19 protein-coding genes are annotated in these 21,321 nt (G+C 68.6%); 10 read left to right on the top strand and 9 right to left on the bottom strand.

The annotated features are described in order from the left end of the window. Window positions 1–148: 148 nt before the first annotated feature. Window positions 149–478: a hypothetical protein gene (locus tag NVS89_RS01620; RefSeq protein WP_258730728.1), complete on the top strand. Its 330-nt coding sequence runs from the start codon at window positions 149–151 to the stop codon at window positions 476–478. A 637-nt stretch (window positions 479–1,115) separates the two neighbouring features. Here the strand turns inward: NVS89_RS01620 and NVS89_RS01615 are convergent. Further along, on the bottom strand, window positions 1,116–1,343 hold the full coding sequence (locus NVS89_RS01615) for a helix-turn-helix domain-containing protein (RefSeq protein ID WP_258730727.1): 228 nt from the start codon (window positions 1,341–1,343) through the stop codon (window positions 1,116–1,118). Between the two features lie 93 nt (window positions 1,344–1,436). On the opposite strand from NVS89_RS01615, the gene NVS89_RS01610 reads away from it, so the two are divergent. The 6 genes from NVS89_RS01610 to mnhG are packed head-to-tail and all read left to right on the top strand — an operon-like array spanning window position 1,437 to window position 7,446. After that, complete coding sequence (locus NVS89_RS01610) at window positions 1,437–4,349, top strand: monovalent cation/H+ antiporter subunit A (RefSeq protein ID WP_258730726.1); 2,913 nt, start codon at window positions 1,437–1,439, stop codon at window positions 4,347–4,349. Then, the gene (locus NVS89_RS01605) at window positions 4,340–4,681 is read left to right on the top strand and encodes a Na+/H+ antiporter subunit C (protein ID WP_258730725.1); all 342 of its coding nucleotides are present in this window, start codon (window positions 4,340–4,342) and stop codon (window positions 4,679–4,681) included. The genes NVS89_RS01610 and NVS89_RS01605 overlap by 10 nt, the downstream gene beginning before the upstream one ends. Next, complete coding sequence (locus tag NVS89_RS01600; RefSeq protein ID WP_258731496.1) at window positions 4,681–6,312, top strand: monovalent cation/H+ antiporter subunit D; 1,632 nt, start codon at window positions 4,681–4,683, stop codon at window positions 6,310–6,312. Before NVS89_RS01605 ends, NVS89_RS01600 begins: the two co-directional genes overlap by 1 nt. Then, window positions 6,309–6,806 (top strand): Na+/H+ antiporter subunit E, encoded by a 498-nt coding sequence (locus tag NVS89_RS01595; RefSeq protein ID WP_258730724.1) that lies wholly within the window; start codon window positions 6,309–6,311, stop codon window positions 6,804–6,806. The genes NVS89_RS01600 and NVS89_RS01595 overlap by 4 nt, the downstream gene beginning before the upstream one ends. Continuing rightward, entirely contained in the window at window positions 6,803–7,084 is a 282-nt protein-coding gene (locus NVS89_RS01590) for a K+/H+ antiporter subunit F (RefSeq protein ID WP_258730722.1), read from the top strand. Before NVS89_RS01595 ends, NVS89_RS01590 begins: the two co-directional genes overlap by 4 nt. Next, the gene (mnhG, locus tag NVS89_RS01585; RefSeq protein ID WP_258730721.1) at window positions 7,081–7,446 is read left to right on the top strand and encodes a monovalent cation/H(+) antiporter subunit G; all 366 of its coding nucleotides are present in this window, start codon (window positions 7,081–7,083) and stop codon (window positions 7,444–7,446) included. Before NVS89_RS01590 ends, mnhG begins: the two co-directional genes overlap by 4 nt. A gap of 6 nt (window positions 7,447–7,452) precedes the next feature. On the opposite strand, the gene NVS89_RS01580 is transcribed toward mnhG, so the two are convergent. Then, entirely contained in the window at window positions 7,453–7,710 is a 258-nt protein-coding gene (locus NVS89_RS01580) for a hypothetical protein (RefSeq protein WP_258730720.1), read from the bottom strand. Between the two features lie 63 nt (window positions 7,711–7,773). Continuing rightward, window positions 7,774–9,648: a sigma-54-dependent Fis family transcriptional regulator gene (locus NVS89_RS01575; RefSeq protein WP_258730719.1), complete on the bottom strand. Its 1,875-nt coding sequence runs from the start codon at window positions 9,646–9,648 to the stop codon at window positions 7,774–7,776. Between the two features lie 237 nt (window positions 9,649–9,885). Between NVS89_RS01575 and adh the strand changes: the two genes are divergently transcribed. Beyond that, on the top strand, window positions 9,886–11,403 hold the full coding sequence (gene adh, locus NVS89_RS01570; RefSeq protein ID WP_258730718.1) for an aldehyde dehydrogenase: 1,518 nt from the start codon (window positions 9,886–9,888) through the stop codon (window positions 11,401–11,403). 89 nt (window positions 11,404–11,492) lie between these two features. Further along, window positions 11,493–11,912 (top strand): DUF779 domain-containing protein, encoded by a 420-nt coding sequence (locus tag NVS89_RS01565; protein WP_258730717.1) that lies wholly within the window; start codon window positions 11,493–11,495, stop codon window positions 11,910–11,912. Window positions 11,913–11,942: 30 nt separating this feature from the next. Here NVS89_RS01565 and NVS89_RS01560 read toward each other — a convergent pair whose 3' ends face one another. Continuing rightward, entirely contained in the window at window positions 11,943–14,012 is a 2,070-nt protein-coding gene (locus NVS89_RS01560; RefSeq protein ID WP_258731495.1) for an ATP-dependent helicase, read from the bottom strand. 226 nt (window positions 14,013–14,238) lie between these two features. Between NVS89_RS01560 and NVS89_RS01555 the strand changes: the two genes are divergently transcribed. Next, the gene (locus NVS89_RS01555; protein WP_258730716.1) at window positions 14,239–15,453 is read left to right on the top strand and encodes a methyltransferase domain-containing protein; all 1,215 of its coding nucleotides are present in this window, start codon (window positions 14,239–14,241) and stop codon (window positions 15,451–15,453) included. 103 nt (window positions 15,454–15,556) lie between these two features. Here the strand turns inward: NVS89_RS01555 and ilvD are convergent, their stop codons facing one another. From ilvD to NVS89_RS01530, 5 genes are all read right to left on the bottom strand, one after another. Further along, window positions 15,557–17,389 carry a dihydroxy-acid dehydratase gene (gene ilvD, locus NVS89_RS01550; protein WP_258730715.1) on the bottom strand — a complete coding sequence of 611 codons (1,833 nt, stop codon included), beginning with the start codon at window positions 17,387–17,389 and terminating at the stop codon, window positions 15,557–15,559. A 170-nt stretch (window positions 17,390–17,559) separates the two neighbouring features. Continuing rightward, window positions 17,560–18,573 carry a proline racemase family protein gene (locus NVS89_RS01545; protein WP_258730714.1) on the bottom strand — a complete coding sequence of 338 codons (1,014 nt, stop codon included), beginning with the start codon at window positions 18,571–18,573 and terminating at the stop codon, window positions 17,560–17,562. Window positions 18,574–18,592: 19 nt separating this feature from the next. Further along, window positions 18,593–19,387 carry an ABC transporter permease gene (locus NVS89_RS01540; RefSeq protein WP_258730713.1) on the bottom strand — a complete coding sequence of 265 codons (795 nt, stop codon included), beginning with the start codon at window positions 19,385–19,387 and terminating at the stop codon, window positions 18,593–18,595. Continuing rightward, on the bottom strand, window positions 19,384–20,223 hold the full coding sequence (locus NVS89_RS01535) for an ABC transporter permease (RefSeq protein WP_258730712.1): 840 nt from the start codon (window positions 20,221–20,223) through the stop codon (window positions 19,384–19,386). Before NVS89_RS01535 ends, NVS89_RS01540 begins: the two co-directional genes overlap by 4 nt. Window positions 20,224–20,227: 4 nt before the next feature. Then, a complete protein-coding gene (locus NVS89_RS01530) occupies window positions 20,228–21,271 on the bottom strand; it encodes an ABC transporter ATP-binding protein (protein WP_258730711.1) in 1,044 nt (347 codons plus the stop codon). Window positions 21,272–21,321: the final 50 nt, after the last annotated feature.

The raw sequence follows: 21,321 nt of genomic DNA, 5'->3' as shown, positions 1-21,321 counted from the left end.
ATGCAAACATGCGGCACAATGACGCGAAATGGCCATAAATTTTGAAATTTTGATTAAATCAGTACGAAATTGGAAACGGATTTGTTGCGTCGTAGGTAACGTGGTGTAAATTCACGGACTTATCCGGTTCTTTCCCGGGGAGGATGGAATGAGACGTGGAGTTGCCGTGGCCGCAAGTGCCGCTCTCATGGCGCTCGGCGCCGTGGGCAGCCCGGCGCTGGCGCAGCAGAACGCCGCCGGACAGGCCCTGCAGAGGGCGGTCGAGCGGACCTGCATCATCGAGATCCGCTCGTCGGCCGACGCCCAGCGGATCGAGCTGCAGAACCTCTGCTACAACCCGCGCGCGGTCCGGATCAGCTGGGGCGACGGTCGCATGTACGACTACTGCCTGAACAGCAGCGGCGACGTGCGCTACGTGGTGAAGCTCTCGCCCAACTACCAGTTGACCCGCGAGCAGGACATCCTGCTCTGCCAGTAGGCGCCCGGCGCGCCCCGACGATCGACCCCGTACCGCCCCCGGCGGCGCGGGAAGCTGACTCCGACGCCCGATAATCCCCGCACATCCGCCACGCGGATCGCCTTGGCGTGCGAAGACGTGAACGCGCCCGGCCTCGGCGTCCCGCAGAGGCGCGCTTCGCTCGCGGCGCATAGGCCGAACGCACTCCTTCACCGGCCACGCCGACGCATTCTCCGGTAAGTTGCCGGCCCACCATGTCCGGCTCCGTGCGATCCGGCTGCGCCGCGCCGTCCTTGCCGGCGACCCGTCACGAGCCAGCCGAGCAGCGGCAGCCAACAAAACCAGACGATAATTACCGATGACCCGGCCCCTGCTACCGAGCGCTCACCGCATGGATCGGGGAGGGCGCGTCGGACTGCCGGCGCCCGGTCTCCCGCGCCACCCGCGGATGCGCACGCCGGGGCTCCCGTCCGGCGACCTGCCGCCCGCCGCTTCGATCGGGAAGAGTGCTTCGTGGCATCTGACGTCCGCGCTCCCGCCCCGTTAGCGGATGCACGCGCCGGGGCCTTAACCCCGATGACTCGGCCCCCGCGACCGAGCGCCCGCCGCGCGGATCGGGGAGGGGGCTTCGAGCCCCCGACGCCCGCCTCCCGCGTCGCTAACGGATGCGCACGCCGGGGCCGTGCTCGTCGGCCGGCAGCAATATGATTCCGGCATCCTGCAGCGTGCGGATCAGCAGCGATTCGGTGCCGCGATGCAGCGCGTGGCGGTGCCGCTCGAAATCGCGCACGGTGCTGCGCGAGACGCCCGCGCGCGCGGCCAGGCTCTCTTGCGTCCAATCCAGGAGGCCGCGTGCGGCGCGGCACTGCTCGGGCGACAATTGCATCGCTCATGCCTTGCCTAGTGACATGCAAATCAACCATTATGGGCGAGATCACGCAAGTTCTCAGGGTACCAGCGCGGGAGGATCGCCCGACCCATGCAGCCCGGCCCACTTCTCCTCGTCATGCTGCTCCTGCCATTCGCGGGCAGCCTCGTGGCGGGGTTTCTTCCGACCAATGCGCGCAACACCGCCGCGACGCTGGCCGGAAGCATCGGGGTCGTCGGCAGCCTCATGCTGGTCTGGCTGTATCTCGACGTCGCCGACGAGGAGCCGGTGCGCTTCGCGCTGGACTGGCTGCCGACGCTGGGGCTGGACTTCACGCTGCGGCTCGACGGCCTGTCCTGGCTGTTCGCGACGCTGATCTCCGGCATCGGCGCGCTGGTCGCGCTCTATGCGCGCTACTACATGTCGCCGGAAGACCCGGTGCCGCGCTTCTTCTCGTTCCTGCTCGCCTTCCAGGGCTCCATGCTCGGCGTGGTGATCTCGGGCAACCTGGTGCAGCTCGTCTTCTTCTGGGAGCTCACCAGCCTCTTCTCCTTCCTGCTGATCGGCTACTGGCACCATTCCGCCCCGGCGCGCGAGGGCGCGCGCATGGCGCTCATCATCACCGCGAGCGGCGGGCTGTGCCTGTTCGTCGGCGTGATGCTGATCGGGCGCATCGTCGGCAGCTACGACGTCGACGAGGTGCTCAATTCCGGCAACCTGATCCGCAACAGCGACCTCTACATGCCGGCGCTGGCGTTGATCCTGCTCGGCGCCTTCACCAAGAGCGCGCAGTTCCCGTTCCATTTCTGGCTGCCGCACGCTATGTCGGCGCCGACGCCGGTGTCGTCCTATCTGCACTCCGCCACCATGGTGAAGGCCGGCATCTTCCTGATGATCCGGCTCTGGCCGGTGATGGCGGGCACCGACGAGTGGTTCTACGTCGTCGTGCCGGTGGGGCTGACGACGCTGCTGCTCGGCGCCTTCGCGGCGATCTTCCAGCAGGACCTGAAGGGGCTGCTCGCCTATTCCACCATCAGCCATCTGGGGCTGATCACGCTGCTGCTCGGCCTCGGCAGCCCGCTGGCGGCGGTCGCCGCGATCTTCCACACGCTGAACCACGCCATCTTCAAGGCGTCGCTGTTCATGGCCGCCGGCATCATCGACCACGAGACCGGCACGCGCGACATGCGCCGCCTCAGCGGCCTCGCCCGCTACATGCCCTTCACCGCGACGCTGGCCATGGTGGCCGCCGCCTCCATGGCCGGCGTGCCGCTGCTCAACGGCTTCATCTCCAAGGAGATGTTCTTCGCCGAGGCGGTGGCCAACCACACCGGCTCGCTGCTCGACGACAGCCTTCCCTACTGGGCGACGCTGGCCGGCGTGTTCAGCGTCACCTATTCGATGCGCTTCATCCTCGGCGTGTTCTTCGGCCCGCCGCCGATCGACCTGCCGCGGCGCCCGCACGAGCCCGAGCGCTGGATGCGGTTCCCGATCGAGCTGCTGGTGCTGCTGTGCCTGACCATCGGCATCGTGCCCGGCTTCACGGTGGGCCCGCTGCTGGCGACCGCGATCCGCTCTGTCATCGGCACCGGCCTGCCGGCCTACAGCCTCGCGCTGTGGCATGGCTTCACGCTGCCGCTGCTGATGAGCTTCATCGCCCTCATCGGCGGCATCGTGCTGTACTACGCGCTGCGCCGCTATCTGATGAGCGGCATCGAGGGCCCGCCGCTGATCCGCGAGCTGAAGGGCCAGCGCATCTTCGACAAGGTGCTCGTCACCATCTCCTGGCAATGGGCGCGCGCGGCCGAGGCTGTGCTGGGCACGCGGCGCCTGCAGCCGCAGATGCGGCTCGTGCTGGCGCTCGCCGTCATCGCGGCGGTGGTGCCGCTGGTCGGGCATGTGGTCGGGACCGGCATGCTCCCCGGCGCGCCGATGGAGCCTGCCTTCGTGGTGGTGTGGGCGATCGGCATCGCCTGCGCCATCGGCGCTGCCTATCAGGCCAAGTACCACCGCTTCGCGGCGCTGGTGCTCGTCGGCGGGGCGGGGCTGGTGACCTGCGTCACCTTCATCTGGCTCTCCGCGCCGGACCTCGCGCTGACCCAGCTCCTGGTCGAGATCGTCACCACCGTGCTGCTGCTGCTGGGACTGCGCTGGCTGCCCAAACGGATCGAGGACGTTTACGGCACCCGCCCGCCGCTCAGCGTGCTGGTGCGCCGCTACATCGATTTCACCATCGCCTGCGGGCTCGGTGCGGTCATGGCGTTCCTCTCCTACAGCCTGATGACGCGCCCGCACGCCTCCGCCGTATCGCGCTTCTTCGTCGAGAACGCCTATAGCGAGGGTGGCGGCACCAACATCGTCAACGTGATCCTGGTCGACTTCCGCGGCTTCGACACGATGGGCGAGATCGTGGTCCTGTGCCTTGCCGCGCTCACCGTGTTCGGGCTGCTGCGCCGCTTCCGGCCGGCGCCGGAGAGCATCGAAAGCCCCGAGCAGCAGCGCATCCAGGACGCCTTCGACGATGCGGAACCCACGCGCGCGCCGGGCGACACACTGACCGACTATCTGATGATCCCGCGCCTCATCATGAACTGGCTGTTCCCGGTGATCGGCGTGGCGGCGGTGTACCTGTTCATGCGCGGCCACGACCTGCCGGGCGGTGGCTTCGCGGCCGGCATCACGCTCTCCATCGCCTTCGTGGTGCAATACATGGCCAACGGCACCCGCTGGGTGGAGGACCATCTGCGCGTGCTGCCGCTGCGCTGGATGGGGCTCGGCCTGCTGACCGCGGTGGCGACCGGGCTCGGCTCCTGGTTCTTCGGCTATCCCTTCCTCACCTCGTATTTCCAGTATGCGGTGCTGCCGGTGGTGGGGAAGATTCCGGTGGCGAGCGCGCTGCTGTTCGACCTCGGCGTGTTCGCGCTGGTGGTGGGCGCGACGGTGCTGATCCTCATCGCCCTGGCCCACCAGTCGCTGCGCTCGTCGCGCTCGTCGCAGAGCTCGGAGGCCGAGCGATGGAGATGATGCTCGCCATCGGCATCGGCGTGTTCGCCGCCTCCGGCGTGTGGCTGCTGCTGCGCCCGCGCACCTATCAGGTCATCATCGGCCTGGCGCTGCTGTCCTATGCGGTGAACATGTTCATCTTCAGCATGGGCCGCATCAAGATGGATGCGCCCCCGGTGCTGACCCCTGGCACGGCCGCCGACCCGGCGGTGCTGGCCGACCCGGTGCCGCAGGCGCTGGTGCTGACGGCGATCGTCATCGGCTTCGCCATGACCGCGCTGTTCCTGGTGGTGCTGCTCGCCGCGCGCGGGCGCACCGGCACCGACCATGTCGACGGGCGGGAGGCGGAATGATGGGCGACGTCATGCGCCATCTGGTCATCGCCCCGGTCCTGCTGCCGCTGGCGGTCGGCGCCTTCCTGCTGATGTTCGACGACCGCCGCCGGACCATGAAGATGACGCTCAGCCTCGGCACGGTGGGTGCGCTGCTGGTCATCGCGGTGGCGCTGGTGGTCTATGTCGACACGCCCTCGGGCGACCGCTGGTCCTCGCTCATCGTCTATCCGCTCGGCAACTGGCGCCCGCCCTTCGGCATCGTGCTGGTGGCGGACCGGCTGTCGGCGCTGATGGTGCTGGTGACCGCCGTGCTCGGCGCGGCGACGCTGCTCTTCGCCATGGCGCGCTGGCATCGGGCGGGGCCGCGCTTCTACACGCTGTTCCTGCTCTTGCTGACGGGGCTGAACGGCGCCTTCCTTACCGGCGACGTGTTCAACCTGTTCGTGTTCTTCGAGATCCTGCTGGCCGCGTCCTACGGGCTGGTGCTGCACGGCTCGGGCACGGCGCGGGTGAAGGCCGGGCTGCACTACATCCCGATCAACCTCGTCGCCTCCTCGCTCTTCCTCATTGGCGTCAGCCTGATCTACGGCGTCACCGGCACGCTCAACATGGCGGATCTGGCGCGGTTGGTGCCGGACCTGCCGGACGATTCGCGCGTGCTGTTCGAGGCCGGCGCGGCGGTGCTGGGCGTCGCCTTCCTGGTGAAGGCCGGCATGTGGCCGCTCAGCTTCTGGCTGCCGACCACCTATGCCGCCTCCTGCGCGCCGGTCGCGGCGATGTTCGCGATCATGACCAAGGTCGGGATCTACGTGATCCTGCGCCTGTTCCTGCTGTGCTTCGGCGACGGGGCCGGTGCCTCGGCCGATTTCGGCGCCGAGTGGCTCTATTATGGCGGCATGGCCACCATCGCCTTCGGCGGCATCGGCGTGCTCGCCTCGCAATCGATGCCGCGGCTCGGCGGCTACAGCGTGCTGGTCTCCTCCGGCACGCTTCTGGCGGCGATCGGCACCACCAACAGCGCGGTGATCTCGGGCGCGCTGTTCTATCTCGTCAGCTCGACCTTCACCATCGGCGCCTATTTCCTGCTGGTGGAGCTGATCGAGCGCGGCCGGCAGGCCGGCGCCGACGTGCTGGCGGTGACGATGGAGGTGTTCGGCGATCCGGAGGAGGACATCGAGGACGAGGAGGACGAGGTCGGCGTCGCCATTCCCGCCGCCATCGCCGTGCTGGGCGGCGGCTTCCTCGCCTGCACGGCGCTGCTCGCCGGCATGCCGCCGCTCTCCGGCTTCATCGCCAAGTTCGCCATGCTCTCGGCGCTGATCAACGAGGCCGGCGACATCCCGCCCTCGCACTGGGCGCTGGTGATCCTGCTGGTCCTCTCCGGCCTCGCCACGCTGATCGCCATGACCCGCACCGGCATCCGCACGCTGTGGGGACCGGACGAGATCGCCATTCCCCGCGTGCGGGCGATCGAGGCGATGCCGGTCGCGGTGCTGCTGTTCCTGTGCGCGGCGATGACGGTGATGGGCGGTCCGGCCATGCGCTACATGGAGGCGACGGCGCAACTGCTCTACTGGCCGCAAATCTATGCGCAGGACGTGCTGGGCTCGCTGCCGCCGCGCCCGCCGACGGATGGGGGCCACGAATGAGCGCGCTGCGCCGGGTCGTTCCCTATCCGCTGCTGTTCCTGGCACTGCTCGCCATGTGGCTGCTGCTGCAGCAGAGCGTGGCGCCGGGCACGCTGATCTTCGGCGCGCTGGTGGCGCTCGGCGGCTGCTGGGCGATGGTGGCGCTGAGCCCGCAGCCGGCGCGGATCCGCCGGATCGGCGCGGCGGTGCGGCTTGCGGGCCGGGTGTTCGTCGACGTGTTCCGCTCGAACCTCGCGGTCGGCACCATCGTCCTCGGCGGTGAGCACCGGCGCACCCATTCCGGCTTCATGACGCTGCGGCTGGAACTGACCAACCGCTACGGCCTCGCGGTGCTGGCCATCGTGATGACCTGCACGCCCGGCACGCTCTGGGTGCATTACGACCCGATGCGGCGCACGCTGCTGCTGCACGTGCTGGACCTCGTCGACGAGAGCGAATGGGTGCGCCTGATCAAGCTGCGCTACGAGACGCTTCTGCTGGAGATCTTCGAATGAGCGCGATGATCCTCGCCTGGTCGCTGACCATCGCGCAGATCCTTCTCGGCCTCGCCATGGCGTGCGCGGCCGTGCGCTTCACCATCGGGCCGCGCGCGCAGGACCGCATCCTCGGCATGGACACCTTCTACATCAACGCCATGCTGCTGTTCCTGACCATCGGCATCGGCAGCGGGCGCACGCTCTATTTCGAGGCGGCGCTGGTCATCGGCCTGCTCGGCTTCGTCGCCACCGTGGCGCTCGCCAAGTTCCTCATGCGCGGGGAGGTGATCGAATGAGCGGAGCGCCCGAACTGCCGCTATGGGCGGCGCTGCTGGTCTCGTTCCTGGTGCTCGCAGGCGCGGTCATCACGCTGATCGGCGCGGTCGGCCTGCTCAGGCTGCCCGATTTCTATTCCCGCACCCATGCGCCTTCGCTCGGCGCGACGCTCGGGGTCGGCTGCATCCTCGTCGGCTCGATGATCACCTTCAGCGTGCTGCAGAGCCGCTTCCTCGTGCACGAGCTGCTGATCGCCACCTTCGTGACCATCACCACGCCGGTGACGCTGATGCTGCTCGCCCGCGCCGCGCTCTACCGCGACCGGGTGGAGCGCACCGGCTCGGCGCCGGAAACCGACCCCGAGCCGACCGAGCTGCGCTGAGCGCGTTCAGCGCTTGGGATCGTCCGGCTCCTGCGGTGTGCCGTCGTTCGAACCGTCCACCGTCTGCAGGGTCTTGGGCGCGAAGCGGCCGCCGGAGCGCGCGGCGCGCTTGCCGTCCTTCGGGTCGTTGTCGTTGTGAACCTCGTCCAGCGGCGGCTTGAGCGGGTTGGAGACGTCGGTCGCCCGATCCTCCAGCACGGCGTCGACATTGGCCGGGTCGGTGACGACGGGGTTCTGGTCGAGACGGCGCGGATCACGAACCATCTGCTTGCCTCCCTTGATGAAATCTCGGGGGCAACGGATGGCGACGGCGATCGGTTCCCCGCCTCAGGCGTTGAACAGGCGGCGGTAGAGGGTCGAGCGGTTGATGCCGAGCTGGCGCGCGGCGCGCGAGACATTGCCGCCGCACGCCTCCAGAGCCCGCCGCATCGCCTCCACCGTCAGCACGTCGAGCGTGGCATCGCTCATCGCGCCCGCCACGGGAAGCTGCGGCGGCCGCGTCGTGGCCATCTCGCTCAATTCCGGCGGGAGCAGTTCCGCTTCGACCGGCCGATGGGGCTCGGCGAGAGCGGCGAGGGCGCGCAGCGTGCCGACGAGCTGACGGAAATTGCCCGGCCAGCGATAGGCCGCGAGCCGCGCCTCGCAGCGCTCCGACAGGCTCAGCCGCTCGTCCTCGACGAGCCGCCGCCACAATGCGCGCACCGTTTCGAGCCGGTCCTCGAGATCGCGCAGCGCCGGCAGCTCCAGCGTGTAGTGGGCGATGCGGAAATAGAGGTCGGAGCGGAAGGTGCCGGCCTCCACCAGCGCGCGCAGGTCGCGATGAGTGGCGCAGATCAGCGCGAAATCCACATGCACCGGCCGCCCGCCGCCGAGCGGGGCGACCTCGCGCTCCTGCAACACCCGCAGCAGGCGCGACTGCAGGCCGAGCGGCATGTCGCCGATCTCGTCGAGGAACAGCACCCCGCCCTCGGCCTGGCGCAGCAGCCCCTTGTGGCCGTGGCGACGCGCGCCGGTGAAGGCGCCGTCCTCATAGCCGAACAGCTCGGATTCGATCAGCGTCTCGGGAATGGCCGCGCAGTTCACCGCGACGAAGGGGCCGGCGGCGCGCTCGCTCAGGCGGTGGATCTCGTGCGCCACCATCTCCTTGCCGGTGCCGGTCTCGCCGCGGATCAGCACCGGCACGTCCGCCTCCACCATGCGCACCGCGCGCGAGACCGCCTCGCGGTCGGAGGGGCGCAGCAGCGGGCCGGCGCCCGGGCGCGGGCCGCCCGCCGGGCGGGTCAGGCGGGACATCGGGGAGGACACGCCGTCGAAGCGTCCGAACAGGCTGCCGCCCGCTAGAGTATGCATGAGATGCGCGGTGCCGTCCGCGCGCGGCATCTCGCCGAACAGCTCGCCCGCGCGCCGCAGGCCGAGCGCGGACCAGTCGGCGCCGACGAGGCCGAGGCCGACCCGGTTGGCCGCCACCAGACGGTCGTCCTCGAAGACGAGGATGCCCTCGCGCGCCGTGCCCAGCAGCTCGCGCTCGCTCTGGAAGCGCAGCACGCGGCGGCCCTGGAAGTCCTCGTCGAAGAAGCGGTGCTCGATCTGCTCGACCGCGAGGCGCACCAGCCCGAGTGCGTGGCGGTGGTCGACCGCGGCGGGGCCCGAGAGGTCGAGCGCGCCCACGGTCTGGCCGAACGGATCGAGGATCGGCGCCGCCGAGCAGCTCAATATGCCGTGCGGGTCGTAATAATGCTCGGCGCCGTGCACGGTGATCGGCCGGCCCTCGACGATGGCGGTGCCGACCGCGTTGGTGCCGGTCGTGCCCTCGCCCCATTCCACGCCGGGTCGCAGGGCGACACGCGCCGCACGGGCGGCGAAATCGGCGTTGCCGAGCGCGTCGAGGATCAGGCCGGACGCGTCGGTGAGCACGACGACGCAGCCGGTCTGCATCGCGTCGGCATAGAGGCTCTCGATCTCCGGCCGGCACAGGCGGCGCAGCTTGTCGTGGCGCTCGGCCACCTCACGCAGCTCCTGCGCCGTCATCGGCTCCAGCCGGGGCAGGGCGGCGCTGTCGAGGCCGCGCTCGGCGCAGCGGCGCCAGGAGCGCAGGATCGGTTCGGGCAGCAGAGAGGCGACCAGCGGGCCCTCCGGCCGGCCATCATGGAAGAATTGCCGCCGGGCCGCGAGCACGGCCCGTGGGGATGCCTCCGTCCTCATGCGCACCTCCCGCTGTTGCAAAAAGCAACACCTGTTGCAGGTCTTGTTGTTTTCTCCGACAGTTTTTAGCAAGTTTTCGTCAGGCGTCTATCGGTGATTTCCTCAACCATAGGCGAGTTCTGCGCTAATACGAGCAGTTTCAATATTTTCCCGCTTCGCACTAACGATTTTGTGCGCTGCCGCACAGCTTTGGCACAAGCGGTGCAATCCTCCCCGCACCACCCTTGGGAGGATCCAATGAACAAGCCAGAAATCGCGATTACCAGGCAGTCCCCGTTCAAGGCCCGCTACGGCAACTTCATCGGCGGCGCCTTCGTCGAGCCGGTGGCCGGCCGCTACTTCGACAACACCTCGCCGATCACCGGCGGCAAGATCTGTGAAGTGGCCCGCTCCGACAAGGACGACATCGAGAAGGCGCTCGACGCCGCACATGCCGCCAAGGACGCCTGGGGCAAGACCTCGGCCGCCGAGCGCGCCCTGATCCTCAACAAGATCGCCGACCGGATGGAGGAGAACCTCGATACGCTGGCGCTCGCCGAGACCTGGGACAACGGCAAGCCGATCCGCGAGACCACCGCGGCCGACATCCCGCTCGCCATCGACCATTTCCGCTACTTCGCCGGCGCCGTACGGGCGCAGGAGGGCGGAATCAGCGAGATCGATCACGACACCATCGCCTATCATTTCCACGAGCCGCTCGGCGTGGTCGGCCAGATCATCCCGTGGAACTTCCCGATCCTGATGGCGGTGTGGAAGCTCGCCCCGGCCCTTGCGGCGGGCAACTGCGTGGTGCTGAAACCGGCCGAGCAGACCCCGGCGGGCATTCTGGTGCTGGTCGAGATGATCGCCGACCTGCTGCCGCCGGGTGTGCTGAACGTCGTCAACGGCTTCGGCCTCGAGGCGGGCAAGCCGCTCGCCTCCTCGCCGCGCATCGCCAAGATCGCCTTCACCGGCGAGACCACGACGGGCCGGCTGATCATGCAGTATGCCAGCCAGAACCTGATCCCGGTCACGCTGGAACTCGGCGGCAAGTCGCCCAACATCTTCTTCAAGGACGTGGTGGCCGAGGACGACGACTTCTTCGACAAGGCGATCGAAGGCTTCGTCATGTTCGCGCTGAACCAGGGCGAGGTCTGCACCTGCCCGAGCCGCGCCCTGGTGCAGGAGAGCATCTACGACCGCTTCATGGAGCGCGCCCTCAAGCGCGTGGAGGCGATCGTGCAGGGCTCGCCGCTCGACCCCGCGACCATGGTCGGCGCGCAGGCCTCCTCCGAGCAGCTCGAAAAGATCATGTCCTATATCGACATCGGCAAGCAGGAGGGCGCCGAGGTGCTCACCGGCGGCGAGCGCAACAATCTCGGCGGCGACCTCGCGGGCGGCTACTACGTGAAGCCGACCGTGTTCAAGGGCCACAACAAGATGCGCATCTTCCAGGAGGAGATCTTCGGGCCGGTCGTGTCCGTGACCACCTTCAAGGATGAGGACGAGGCGCTCTCCATCGCCAACGACACGCTGTACGGCCTCGGCGCCGGCGTGTGGACCCGCGACGGCAACCGCGCCTACCGCTTCGGCCGCGCCATCCAGGCCGGGCGCGTGTGGACCAACTGCTACCACGCCTATCCCGCCCACGCGGCCTTCGGCGGCTACAAGCAGTCCGGCATCGGGCGCGAGAACCACAAGATGATGCTCGACCACTACCAGCAGACCAAGAACATGCTGGTGAGCTACAGCCCGAAGAAGCTCGGCTTCTTCTGATTTCCCCCCAAGGACCTCCACGCCATCCCGGTTTCCCGCCGGGATGGCGTTTCTTTCGGGGGGAACGCATTCTTTCGGGAGGAGACGCCATGGATGCCGCAACCTCCACCGCGACCGGCAGCGCCGACACCCTGGTGCCGCGCGTGCTGGCGACGCCCGCCGCGCTGAAGCTGATCGCCACGCTCACCGCCGAATACGGGCCGGTGCTGTTCCACCAGTCCGGCGGCTGCTGCGACGGCTCCTCGCCCATGTGCTACCCGCAGGGCGAGTACATGATCGCCGACCGCGACGTGAAGATGGGCGAGATCGGCGGCGCGCCGTTCTATATGAGCCCCTCGCAGTTCGACTACTGGAAGCACACCCAGCTCGTCATCGACGTGGTGCCCGGGCGCGGGGGCATGTTCAGCCTTGAGAACGGCCGGGACCTGCGCTTCCTCACCCGCTCGCGCCTGTTTACCGACGACGAACTGGAGCGCCTGGCGCCGACCTCGGAGGGGCCGGGCGAATAGGGCGCGCCGGCGTCGCCGAATGCGGGGAGCCTACCGCCACATGCCGCGCATCCGGGCGGAGAGGTCGATGCGCACCGTGTCGTTCGCCGCCGGGGAGGGTGCCTCGGGCGTGGCCGGCGGCCAGGCGGCCTGCGCGAAATGGCCGAGGATGCGCGGCGGGATGAAGCGCGTGCGCGCGGCATAGACGTGCCGGTCGCCGCGCGCGGCCTGGCCGTGCACGAAGAAGCGCTGCGGCACGACCAGCGACAGGCTGTCCTTCGCCCGCGTCATCGCGACGTAGAGCAGCCGCCGCTCCTCCTCGATCTCGTCGCGCGTGCCGGCGCCGAGGTCGATCGGGATGCACCCGTCCACCGTGTTGAGCACGAACACCGACTTCCACTCCTGCCCCTTGGCGGAATGGATGGTCGAGAGGATCAGATAGTCCTCGTCGAGATGGGGCCGGCCGGCCTCCGCGCTGGTGGCGTCCGGCGGGTCGAGCGTGAGCTCGGTCAGGAAGCGCTCGCGCGAGGGATAGGCGCTGGCGATCTGGGCGAGCTGGACGAGGTCGGCCTGCCGGGTGGGCGCGTCCTCGTGGATGCGCTCCAGATGCGGCTCGTACCACTGCCGCACCCGGTCGAGTTCGCCGGGCCAGCCGGCCGAGCCGCCCTTCAGGTCGCGGGCGAGGGCGACGAAGTCCTGCCAGTCGCCGCTCACCCGCGGCGGCGGCGCGTAGCATTCGAGCGTCGGCAGCAGCGGGCCGGTGGCGAGCGCGTCCAGCACCTTGCCGGCGGTAGCGGGGCCCATGCCGTTCATCAGCCGCAGCACGCGGAAGCCGGCGACGCGGTCGCGCGGGTTCTCGGTGAAGCGGAGCACGGCGAGCACGTCCTTCACATGGGCGGAATCGAGGAATTTCAGCCCGCCGAACTTCACGAACGGAATGTTGCGGCGGGTCAGCTCCACCTCCAGCGGTCCGCTGTGATGGGAAGCGCGGAACAGCACCGCCTGCTGCTTCAGCGCAATGCCGGCCTCCCGGTTCTCCAGTACCTGGGAGGCGACGAAGCCGGCCTGCTCGATCTCGTCGCGCACGCTCACCAGCACCGGCCGCTCGCTCGAGACCCGCTCGGACCACAGGTTCTTGGCATAGCGTTCGGAGGCGAAGTCGATCACCGCATTGGCGGCGCCGAGGATGGGCTGGGTGGAGCGGTAGTTCTGCTCCAGCATGATGGTCTCGGCCCGCGGCGAGAAATGGCCGGGGAAGTCGAGGATGTTGCGCACCGTGGCGGCGCGGAAGGAATAGATCGACTGCGCGTCGTCGCCGACCACGGTGAGGCCGCGCCCCTCCGGCTTCAGCCCGACCAGGATGGAGGCCTGCAGCCGGTTGGTGTCCTGATATTCGTCGACCAGCACATGGTCGAAGCGCCCGCCCATCTCGGCCGCCAGCGCCGGCTCCTGTGCCATCTGCGCCCAGTAGAGCAGCAGGTCGTCATAATCGAGCACGCCCTGCGCCTGCTTGGCTTCGACATAGCCGCCGAAGATCGCCTTCAGCTCCGCACCCCAGCCGGCGCACCAGGGGAAGAAGCGGCCGACCACCTCCTCGAGCGGCAGCTCCGCATTGACCGCACGCGAATAGATGGCGATCAGCGTGCCCTTGGTGGGGAAGCGCTTCTCGGTGCGGGAGAAGCCGAGCTCGTGGCGGACCAGGTTCATCTGGTCCGCGCTGTCCTCGCGGTCGTGGATGGTGAAGTTGGGGTCGAGCCCGATCTGGGGCGCGTAGTCGCGCAGCAGCCGCGCGCCGATGCCGTGGAACGTGCCGGCCCAGCTCAGCCCCTCGGTCAGCACGGCGGCGTCCGGGCCAAGCACGTGCGAGGCGATGCGCCCGACGCGGCGCGTCATCTCCGCGGCCGCGCGGCGCGAGAAGGTGAGCAGCAGGATGCGGCGCGGATCGGCGCCATTGACGATGAGATGGGCGACGCGGTGGGCGAGGGTGTTGGTCTTGCCCGAACCGGCGCCGGCGATGACGAGAAGCGGACCCTTGCGCGCCTCGTCCGGCCCGCTCACGCCATGCTCGACCGCCCGCCGCTGCTGCGGGTTCAGCTTCTCGAGATAGGCGGCGGCGTGCATGGGCGGGCGAATCTCTGCGGGAATCAGCTTGCTACGCAAGCACGTTTCCCGTTTTGTTCGCAATGCGGTTTGCTGGGATGAGGCGGGCTGTTGAAAAGGCCCACCCCGACATCAATAATCTATTGCTGAATGACGGTACCGAATTGGGTAGTAGATCATAGTCATTGTCGGCCGATCCGGAAGATATGTACCCTGCATGCGGGCAGTACGCATAAGGGGGCATGGGATGACTCGGGAAGAGATTATCCTGAGAAGGCTCGACAAGAGCAGCAAGGTTATCGAAATCGGGCCGAGCTTCGCGCCGCTGGCGCCGAAGCGGGACGGCTGGAACACTTTCATCGTCGACCATGACAGCCGCGAGGCTCTCAAGGCCAAATACGTCAACGACCCCTATGTTGCCGATGTCGAACGCATCGAGGAGGTCGATCACATATGGCGTGGCGGGTCGATCGCCGACGCCATACCCGTTGCCGACCACGGGACGTTCGATGCCTTCATCGCCAGCCACGTGATCGAGCACACGACCGACGTCGTGACTTTTCTCGAAGCCGCGCAGAGGCTGCTGAAGCCCGACGGGGTGGTCATCCTCGCGGTGCCGGACAAGCGCAAGTGCTTCGATTTCTATCGGCCGTTCTCCACGACGGGCGCGGCCATCGCGGCGTATCGGGAAAAGCGCGCGCGGCACAAGCCGGAGATCTATTTCGACTTCGGCGCCTTCTACGCCATGAAGGGGTTTCCGCCCGGCTGGTCAATCGACGACCCCGAGCCCAAGACCCTGCGCGTGGCGATCAGCGAGCTGCTGCCGGCCTGGGAACGGGCCGCCAACGCGACCTCCTATGTGGATGCCCATCAATGGGTGTTCACCCCGGCGAGCTTCAAGCTGATGATACTGGAGCTGGGCGCGCTGGGCTTCCTCGATCTGCGCGTCGAGGCGGTGGACGAGGCGCCGGCGACGGAGTTCTATGCCTGGCTGCGCAAGGGAGCGGAGGAGCTTTCCCCCGAAGCGCTGGCCGACCGACGCCGCGCCCTGATGGACGAGATCGTCATCGACCTCGCGGAGCAGTCGCGGCAGATCGCCGACAGCCCGCTCTCGATCGCGACCGCGAGGGTGCGGGAGCTGGAGGCCCAGCACGCGGCGAAGGACCAGGAGCGCGAGCAGGCCCGCGTGCAGGGGCAGGCTCACGCCGAGGCTCACGCCAAGGCTGAACGAGTGGCCCTGATACGCTCCTACGAGACCCGGCTTGCCGACGCGCAGGCTCGCGCGGCGCAGCTCTCGGATGCGCAACTGCGCCTCTCCGCCCAGCTCGCCGACGCACAGGCACGCGTCGCCGCGCTGGAGAAGGAGCTCATTCCGCTGAAGAAGAGCCTGCCGAAATGGCTGCGCCGGCAGATCGCCTCTCTGCAGCAGGCGCGAGGAAGCGGGCCGACACGTCGGGCATGAGCCAGCGGACGCTTGGCAATCAGGGACAGGGCATTGGTGCGTCCAAGAAAAATGCCGGGCGGTGGCCCGGCATTTTCCGTCATCGTTTATGTGAGGGCGCGCATCAGGGAAGCTGGCGCACCGCGCCCTTGGCGGCGCTGGTGGCGAAGGCGGCGTAGGCCTTCAGCGCGGTCGAGACGTTTCGCTTGCGCGGAGCGGCGGGCTTCCAGCCCTTCTCTTCCTGCTCCTCGCGCCGGGCCGCGAGCTCGGCATTGTCGACGGCGAGGTGGATGCGCCGGTTAGGGATGTCGATCTCGATCGTGTCGCCCTCGCGCACGAGCCCGATCGTGCCGCCCTCCGCCGCTTCCGGCGAGACATGGCCGATCGACAGGCCCGAGGAGCCGCCCGAGAAGCGCCCGTCGGTGATGAGCGCGCACTGCTTCCCGAGGCCCTTCGACTTCAGGTAGCTGGTCGGATAGAGCATCTCCTGCATGCCCGGCCCGCCGCGCGGCCCCTCATAGCGGATGAGCACGATCTGGCCCGGCTTCACCCGGTTGCCGAGGATGCCGGAGACGGCGTCGTCCTGGCTCTCGAACACTGTCGCGGTGCCGGTGAACTTCAGGATGCTCTCGTCGACGCCGGCCGTCTTCACGATGCAGCCGTCCTCGGCGAGGTTGCCGTAGAGCACGGCGAGGCCGCCATCCTTGGAGAAGGCGTGCTCGGCGTCGCGGATCACGCCCTTCTCGCGGTCGAGGTCGACCTCGTCGTAGCGCGCGGCCTGGCTGAAGGCGACCTGGGTCGGCACGCCGCCGGGCGCAGCGCGGTAGAACTCGTGCACGGCGTCGCTGGAGTTGCGCTTGACGTCCCAGTGATCGAGCGCCGCGCCGAGCGTGGGGGCGTGGATGGTGCTGACCGAGGTGTCGAGAAGCCCGGCGCGGTCGAGCTCGCCGAGGATGCCCATGATGCCGCCGGCATGGTGGACGTCCTCCACATGGACGTCGGCGACGGCCGGGGCGACCTTGCACAGTACCGGCACGCGGCGCGACAGCCGGTCGATGTCGGCCATGGTGAAGGGCACCTCGCCCTCATTGGCGGCGGCGAGCAGGTGCAGCACCGTGTTGGTCGAGCCGCCCATGGCGATGTCGAGCGTCATCGCGTTCTCGAACGCCGCGAAGCTGGCGACGGCGCGCGGCAGCACGCTCTCGTCGTCCTGCTCGTAGTAGCGGCGGGCGAGGTCAACGACGGTGTGGCCGGCCTCGACGAACAGACGCTTGCGGTCCGCATGGGTGGCGAGCGTCGAGCCGTTGCCCGGCAAGGCGAGGCCCATCGCCTCGGTGAGGCAGTTCATCGAATTGGCGGTGAACATGCCCGAGCAGGAGCCGCAGGTCGGGCAGGCGGAGCGCTCGATCACCTCCACGTCGGCTTCGGCCACCCGGTCGTCGGCGGCGGCGACCATGGCGTCGATCAGGTCGAGCGACTTGGTCTTGCCGCCCAGCACCACCTTGCCGGCCTCCATCGGGCCACCGGAGACGAACACGGTCGGGATGTTGAGGCGCATCGACGCCATCAGCATGCCGGGGGTGATCTTGTCGCAATTGGAAATGCAGACCATGGCGTCGGCGCAGTGCGCGTTGACCATGTACTCGACGCTGTCGGCGATGAGCTCGCGCGAGGGCAGCGAGTAGAGCATGCCGTCATGGCCCATCGCGATGCCGTCATCGACCGCGATCGTGTTCATCTCCTTGGCGACGCCGCCCGCGGCCTCGATCTCGCGCGCGACGAGCTGGCCGAGATCCTTCAGGTGGACGTGGCCGGGCACGAACTGCGTGAAGGAGTTCACTACCGCGATAATGGGTTTGCCGAAATCGCCATCCTTCATGCCCGTGGCGCGCCAGAGACCGCGCGCGCCAGCCATGTTGCGGCCGTGGGTGGTGGTTCGGGAGCGATAAGGCGGCATGGAACTCCTCCAATCTTGTTGCCGCGCTTATGCGCCCGAGGCCCGGCGGGCGCAAGCTTTGTCGCATTCGGACAAGCGCCCCGCGCAGGGCGGGCACCCGGGCGGAATACCTTTGGAGCGACCCCGCGGCCGCTTCGAACGCGGCTACGGGAGCTGGTGGCGGGCGATCCTCAGGCGACCAGGAAGCCGGTACCGACCGGGTCGTTGCGGTCGATCACCCAGCGCGCGGTGCCGAGCAGGCCGGCGGTGCCCTTCACCGTCGGGCGCACGGCGCGCACGTCGTTGAGCCGGGTCTCGCCGACGAGGCAGCCCTCGAAAGTGCCGGTGCCGAGCAGGCCCTCCGACCTGATCGGCTGGTTGAGACCGATCACGCCGCGCGCCTCGAACATAGCCATCATGGCGCTGGTACCGGTGCCGCCGGGCGAGCGGTCGAGCTGGCCGGCGCTGAACACGTGCACGTTCTTGTAGAGCGCGCCCTCGATGGTCGGCTCGTGCCAGAAGGTGACGAAGTTGAAATTGTTGATGTGGCCGGCGGTCGGGTGCTGGATCTTCACCTTCTCGCGGATCGCCTCGCGCGCCATGATGCCGAGGCGCGACAGCTCCGAGCCGTTTTCCGGCCCGATCCGCAGCGAGGTGCCGCGCAGGTCGATGATGCCGAAATAGTTGCCGCCCCAGACCACGTCCGCCTTGAGCGGCCCGACGCCCGGCAGGTCGAAGGCGATGTCCTGCGCCGCCACATAGGCGGGCACGTTCTCGAAGCGGGTCCACAGCACCTCGTCGCCCTCGCTGGCGACTTCCGCCTGCACGAGCCCGGCGGTGGTCTCGAAGCGGATGCGGGTGATGCCGTCGTCCGAGCGCCGCACCATGCCGTGCGCCACCATCGCCATGGCGACGGCGATCGTGCCGTGGCCGCACATGTGGGAGTACTGCGTGCCGTCGATGTAGATCAGGCCGGCATCGTAGTCGGGCGAGGAGGGCGGGGTGAGGAACACGCCGAACATGTCGCGGTGGCCGCGCGGCTCGCGCATCAGCGAGGTGCGCACCCAGTCGTAGTTCGCTTCCAGGAAGGCGCGCTTCTCGAGGATCGACGACCCGGCCGGGTAGGGAATGCCGCTGTGGATGATGCAGAGCGGTTCACCCTCGGTATGCGTGTAGATGACGTCGAAACTATCCTGCTTGCGCATCGTGAAGGCTCCGTTGGAATTACGACCGATGGCGCTCGGACAGCATGTCGAGCCCCATCAGCAGATCGAGGAGGATGATGACGAGTGCGGCGGCGACGATCGTGATCGCGGACACGGCCGCGATGGTCGGGTCGATCGTGTACTGCACGTAGTTGAACATCTTCACCGGGATGGTGTTGAGGGTGGCCGTCGTGTTGAAGATCGACAGCTCCACGTTGATCCAGGACGAGATGAAGGCGAGCAGCCCGCCCGAGACGATGCCGCCGCGGATCTGCGGCAGGACCACCAGGAAGAAGGTGGTCACCGGGTTGGCGCCGAGGTCCATCGAGGCTTCCTCGAGCGCGCGCTGCTCCGGGGTGAGCAGGGGCAGCACCGAGCGCAGCACGAAGGGCATGACGATGACGACGTGCCCGACCAGCAGCGCCTCGAAGGAACGCGCCATGCCGATCGCCGAGCCGAACTGCAGCAGCGCAGCGCCGAGCACGACATAGGGCAGCACCAGAGGCGACAGGAACAGCGAGGAGACCAGCGCCCGGCCGGCGAAGGCATAGCGGGCCAGCGCGAGGCTCGCCGGCACCGCGAGGACGACCGACACCGCGGTCGCCGCCAGGGCGAGCAGGGTCGAGGTGACGAAGGCGGACACGTAGGACGGGTCGTCGAGCAGCACGCCGAACCATTTGAGGGTCAGCCCGTCGGGCGGGAAGGCGAGGTAGCTGGTCTGCGTCAGCGAGGTGCCGGTGATGACCACCAGCGGCAGGACCAGATAGGCGAGCGCCGCCAGCGCCACGATGCGGATGAGGAGCCGCGCGATCATGCCGCCCTCCGTCCGGCATCGCCGATGCGGCCGGCGATGCCGACGAGCACCAGCGTCAGCACCAGCAGGGTGATGCTCAGCGCCGCGCCGTAGTGGAAGTCGAACACCGAGGAATATTGCTGGAAGATCAGCATGGAGAAGACGGTGATCTGCCCGCCCGACAGCAGCGCCGGCGTCACATAGGCGCTCACCGCCAGCGCGAACACGATGATGGCGCCGGACACCGCGCCCGGCAGGCAGAGCGGCAGGGTGACGAACCAGAAGGTGCGCGCCGGGCCGACGCCGAGATCGGCCGAGGCTTCCTCATAGGAATTGTCGATCGTCGCCAGAGCGTTCCCGACCGCCAGCACCACGAACGGCACGAGGATGTAGACGAGGCCGATCAGGATGCCGGTCTCGGTGCCGAGGAAGCGGATCGGTCGCTCGGTCAGGCCGAGCGTCATCAGCGCCTGGTTGACGAGGCCGGTCCGGCCCAGCAGCACCATCCAGCCGAAGGAGCGCACGATGTTGGAGGTGAAGAGCGGCACGATGACGAGGATCACGCAGATCCGCCGCCAGGTCCGCCAGCGCACGATCCGCACCAGGTACCAGGCGAGCGGGAAGCCCACGAGCATGCAGATCAGCGTCGTCATCAGCGCGATGCGGAACGTCACCCACAGCACGTCCCAGTGATACTCGTCGAGGAGGATGCGGGCGTAATGGGCGAAGGTGAGCGTGTCGCCGTCCGTGGTGACGCTCGAGATCGCCACCACCGCCATCGGCGCCAGGAAGAAGGCGGCGAAGAAGGCGAGGGGCGCGAAGAGCAGCAGCGCCAGGGCGGTTCGCGAGGCGGCCATGGCCCTAGCCCGCGATGAAGTGGAGGCCGGCGGGGCGCAGCCCCACCGCGACCGTGGCGCCGGGCTCGAGATCGGCGCCGGACATGCCGAGCCGCGCCACCTTCAGCACGAGGTCGCCGCAGCGCACGAACACCGTGGTGACCGAGCCGATGGCCACCACATCCTCGACCACGCCGGTCGCGGTGGCGAGGTCCGGTGCGGCGGCGCCCTCGACGAGGACCACGTCCTCCGGCCGGACCATGGCGCAGCTCGTGCCCTCCGGCACCGCCAGCTCCAGCCCGGCGAAGGCGAGCCGGGCGCGGCCGGGGCCTGCGGGCGTCGCGGGAATGAGGTTGGGCTCGCCGACGAACTCGGCGACGAAGCGGGTCGCCGGCGCGCGGTAGATGTCGGCCGGCGCGCCGACCTGCTCGATGCGCCCGGCATGCATCACCACGATCCGGTCGGCCATCGCCATGGCCTCCTCCTGATCGTGGGTGACGAAGATGAAGGCGATGCCGAGCTTCTCCTGGATGTGCTTGAGCTCGATCTGCATGCGCCGGCGCAGCTTCAGGTCGAGCGCGGAGAGCGGCTCATCGAGCAGCAGCAGCTTCGGCCGATTGACGATGGCGCGGGCCAGCGCCACGCGCTGCTGCTGGCCGCCGGACAGCGCACGCGGCAGGCGCGCGCCCATCTCGCCGAGGCCCACCAGCGCCAGCGCCTCGCGCGCCCGCCCCTGTGCCTCGCGCCGCGAGGCACCCGCGCGCCGCGGCCCGTAGGCCACGTTGTCGGCGACGCTCATATGGGGAAACAGCGCGTAGCTCTGGAACACGGTGTTGAGTGGGCGGCGATAGGGCGGGGCGGCGGTGATGTCCTCGCCCTCGATGCGGATGCGCCCGCTCTCGGGGATCAGGAAGCCGGCGATGCAGCGCAGCAGCGTGGTCTTGCCGCAGCCGCTCGGCCCGAGCAGGGCGACGAACTCGCCCGCGCTGACGCCGAGCTCCACATCCCGCAGCGCCTGATGGCCGGCGAAATGCTTGGAGACCGCTTCAAGGGAAAGGAGTGGCTGCACGTGTCGGTCCCGGTTTCGGGGCCGGCCGGCCACCTGATAGCGACCGACCG

Origin of the sequence: Ancylobacter mangrovi (assembly GCF_024752355.1) — a bacterium.
GTDB classification, from domain to species: Bacteria; Pseudomonadota; Alphaproteobacteria; order Rhizobiales; family Xanthobacteraceae; genus Ancylobacter; species Ancylobacter mangrovi.
The sequence above is the reverse complement of the archived record's forward strand: the minus strand, read 5'-3'. Positions and strand labels throughout refer to the sequence as shown.

Coding starts and splice junctions, on each gene's coding strand:
- NVS89_RS01615 (WP_258730727.1), bottom strand. CDS start 1,343: ATGCAATTGTCGCCCGAGCAGTGCCGCGCCGCACGCGGCCTCCTGGAT.
- NVS89_RS01620 (WP_258730728.1), top strand. CDS start 149: ATGAGACGTGGAGTTGCCGTGGCCGCAAGTGCCGCTCTCATGGCGCTC.
- NVS89_RS01545 (WP_258730714.1), bottom strand. CDS start 18,573: ATGCGCAAGCAGGATAGTTTCGACGTCATCTACACGCATACCGAGGGT.
- NVS89_RS01610 (WP_258730726.1), top strand. CDS start 1,437: ATGCAGCCCGGCCCACTTCTCCTCGTCATGCTGCTCCTGCCATTCGCG.
- NVS89_RS01595 (WP_258730724.1), top strand. CDS start 6,309: ATGAGCGCGCTGCGCCGGGTCGTTCCCTATCCGCTGCTGTTCCTGGCA.
- NVS89_RS01575 (WP_258730719.1), bottom strand. CDS start 9,648: ATGAGGACGGAGGCATCCCCACGGGCCGTGCTCGCGGCCCGGCGGCAA.
- NVS89_RS01540 (WP_258730713.1), bottom strand. CDS start 19,387: ATGATCGCGCGGCTCCTCATCCGCATCGTGGCGCTGGCGGCGCTCGCC.
- NVS89_RS01580 (WP_258730720.1), bottom strand. CDS start 7,710: ATGGTTCGTGATCCGCGCCGTCTCGACCAGAACCCCGTCGTCACCGAC.
- NVS89_RS01555 (WP_258730716.1), top strand. CDS start 14,239: ATGACTCGGGAAGAGATTATCCTGAGAAGGCTCGACAAGAGCAGCAAG.
- NVS89_RS01590 (WP_258730722.1), top strand. CDS start 6,803: ATGAGCGCGATGATCCTCGCCTGGTCGCTGACCATCGCGCAGATCCTT.
- NVS89_RS01560 (WP_258731495.1), bottom strand. CDS start 14,012: ATGCACGCCGCCGCCTATCTCGAGAAGCTGAACCCGCAGCAGCGGCGG.
- NVS89_RS01600 (WP_258731496.1), top strand. CDS start 4,681: ATGGGCGACGTCATGCGCCATCTGGTCATCGCCCCGGTCCTGCTGCCG.
- adh (WP_258730718.1), top strand. CDS start 9,886: ATGAACAAGCCAGAAATCGCGATTACCAGGCAGTCCCCGTTCAAGGCC.
- mnhG (WP_258730721.1), top strand. CDS start 7,081: ATGAGCGGAGCGCCCGAACTGCCGCTATGGGCGGCGCTGCTGGTCTCG.
- ilvD (WP_258730715.1), bottom strand. CDS start 17,389: ATGCCGCCTTATCGCTCCCGAACCACCACCCACGGCCGCAACATGGCT.
- NVS89_RS01535 (WP_258730712.1), bottom strand. CDS start 20,223: ATGGCCGCCTCGCGAACCGCCCTGGCGCTGCTGCTCTTCGCGCCCCTC.
- NVS89_RS01605 (WP_258730725.1), top strand. CDS start 4,340: ATGGAGATGATGCTCGCCATCGGCATCGGCGTGTTCGCCGCCTCCGGC.
- NVS89_RS01565 (WP_258730717.1), top strand. CDS start 11,493: ATGGATGCCGCAACCTCCACCGCGACCGGCAGCGCCGACACCCTGGTG.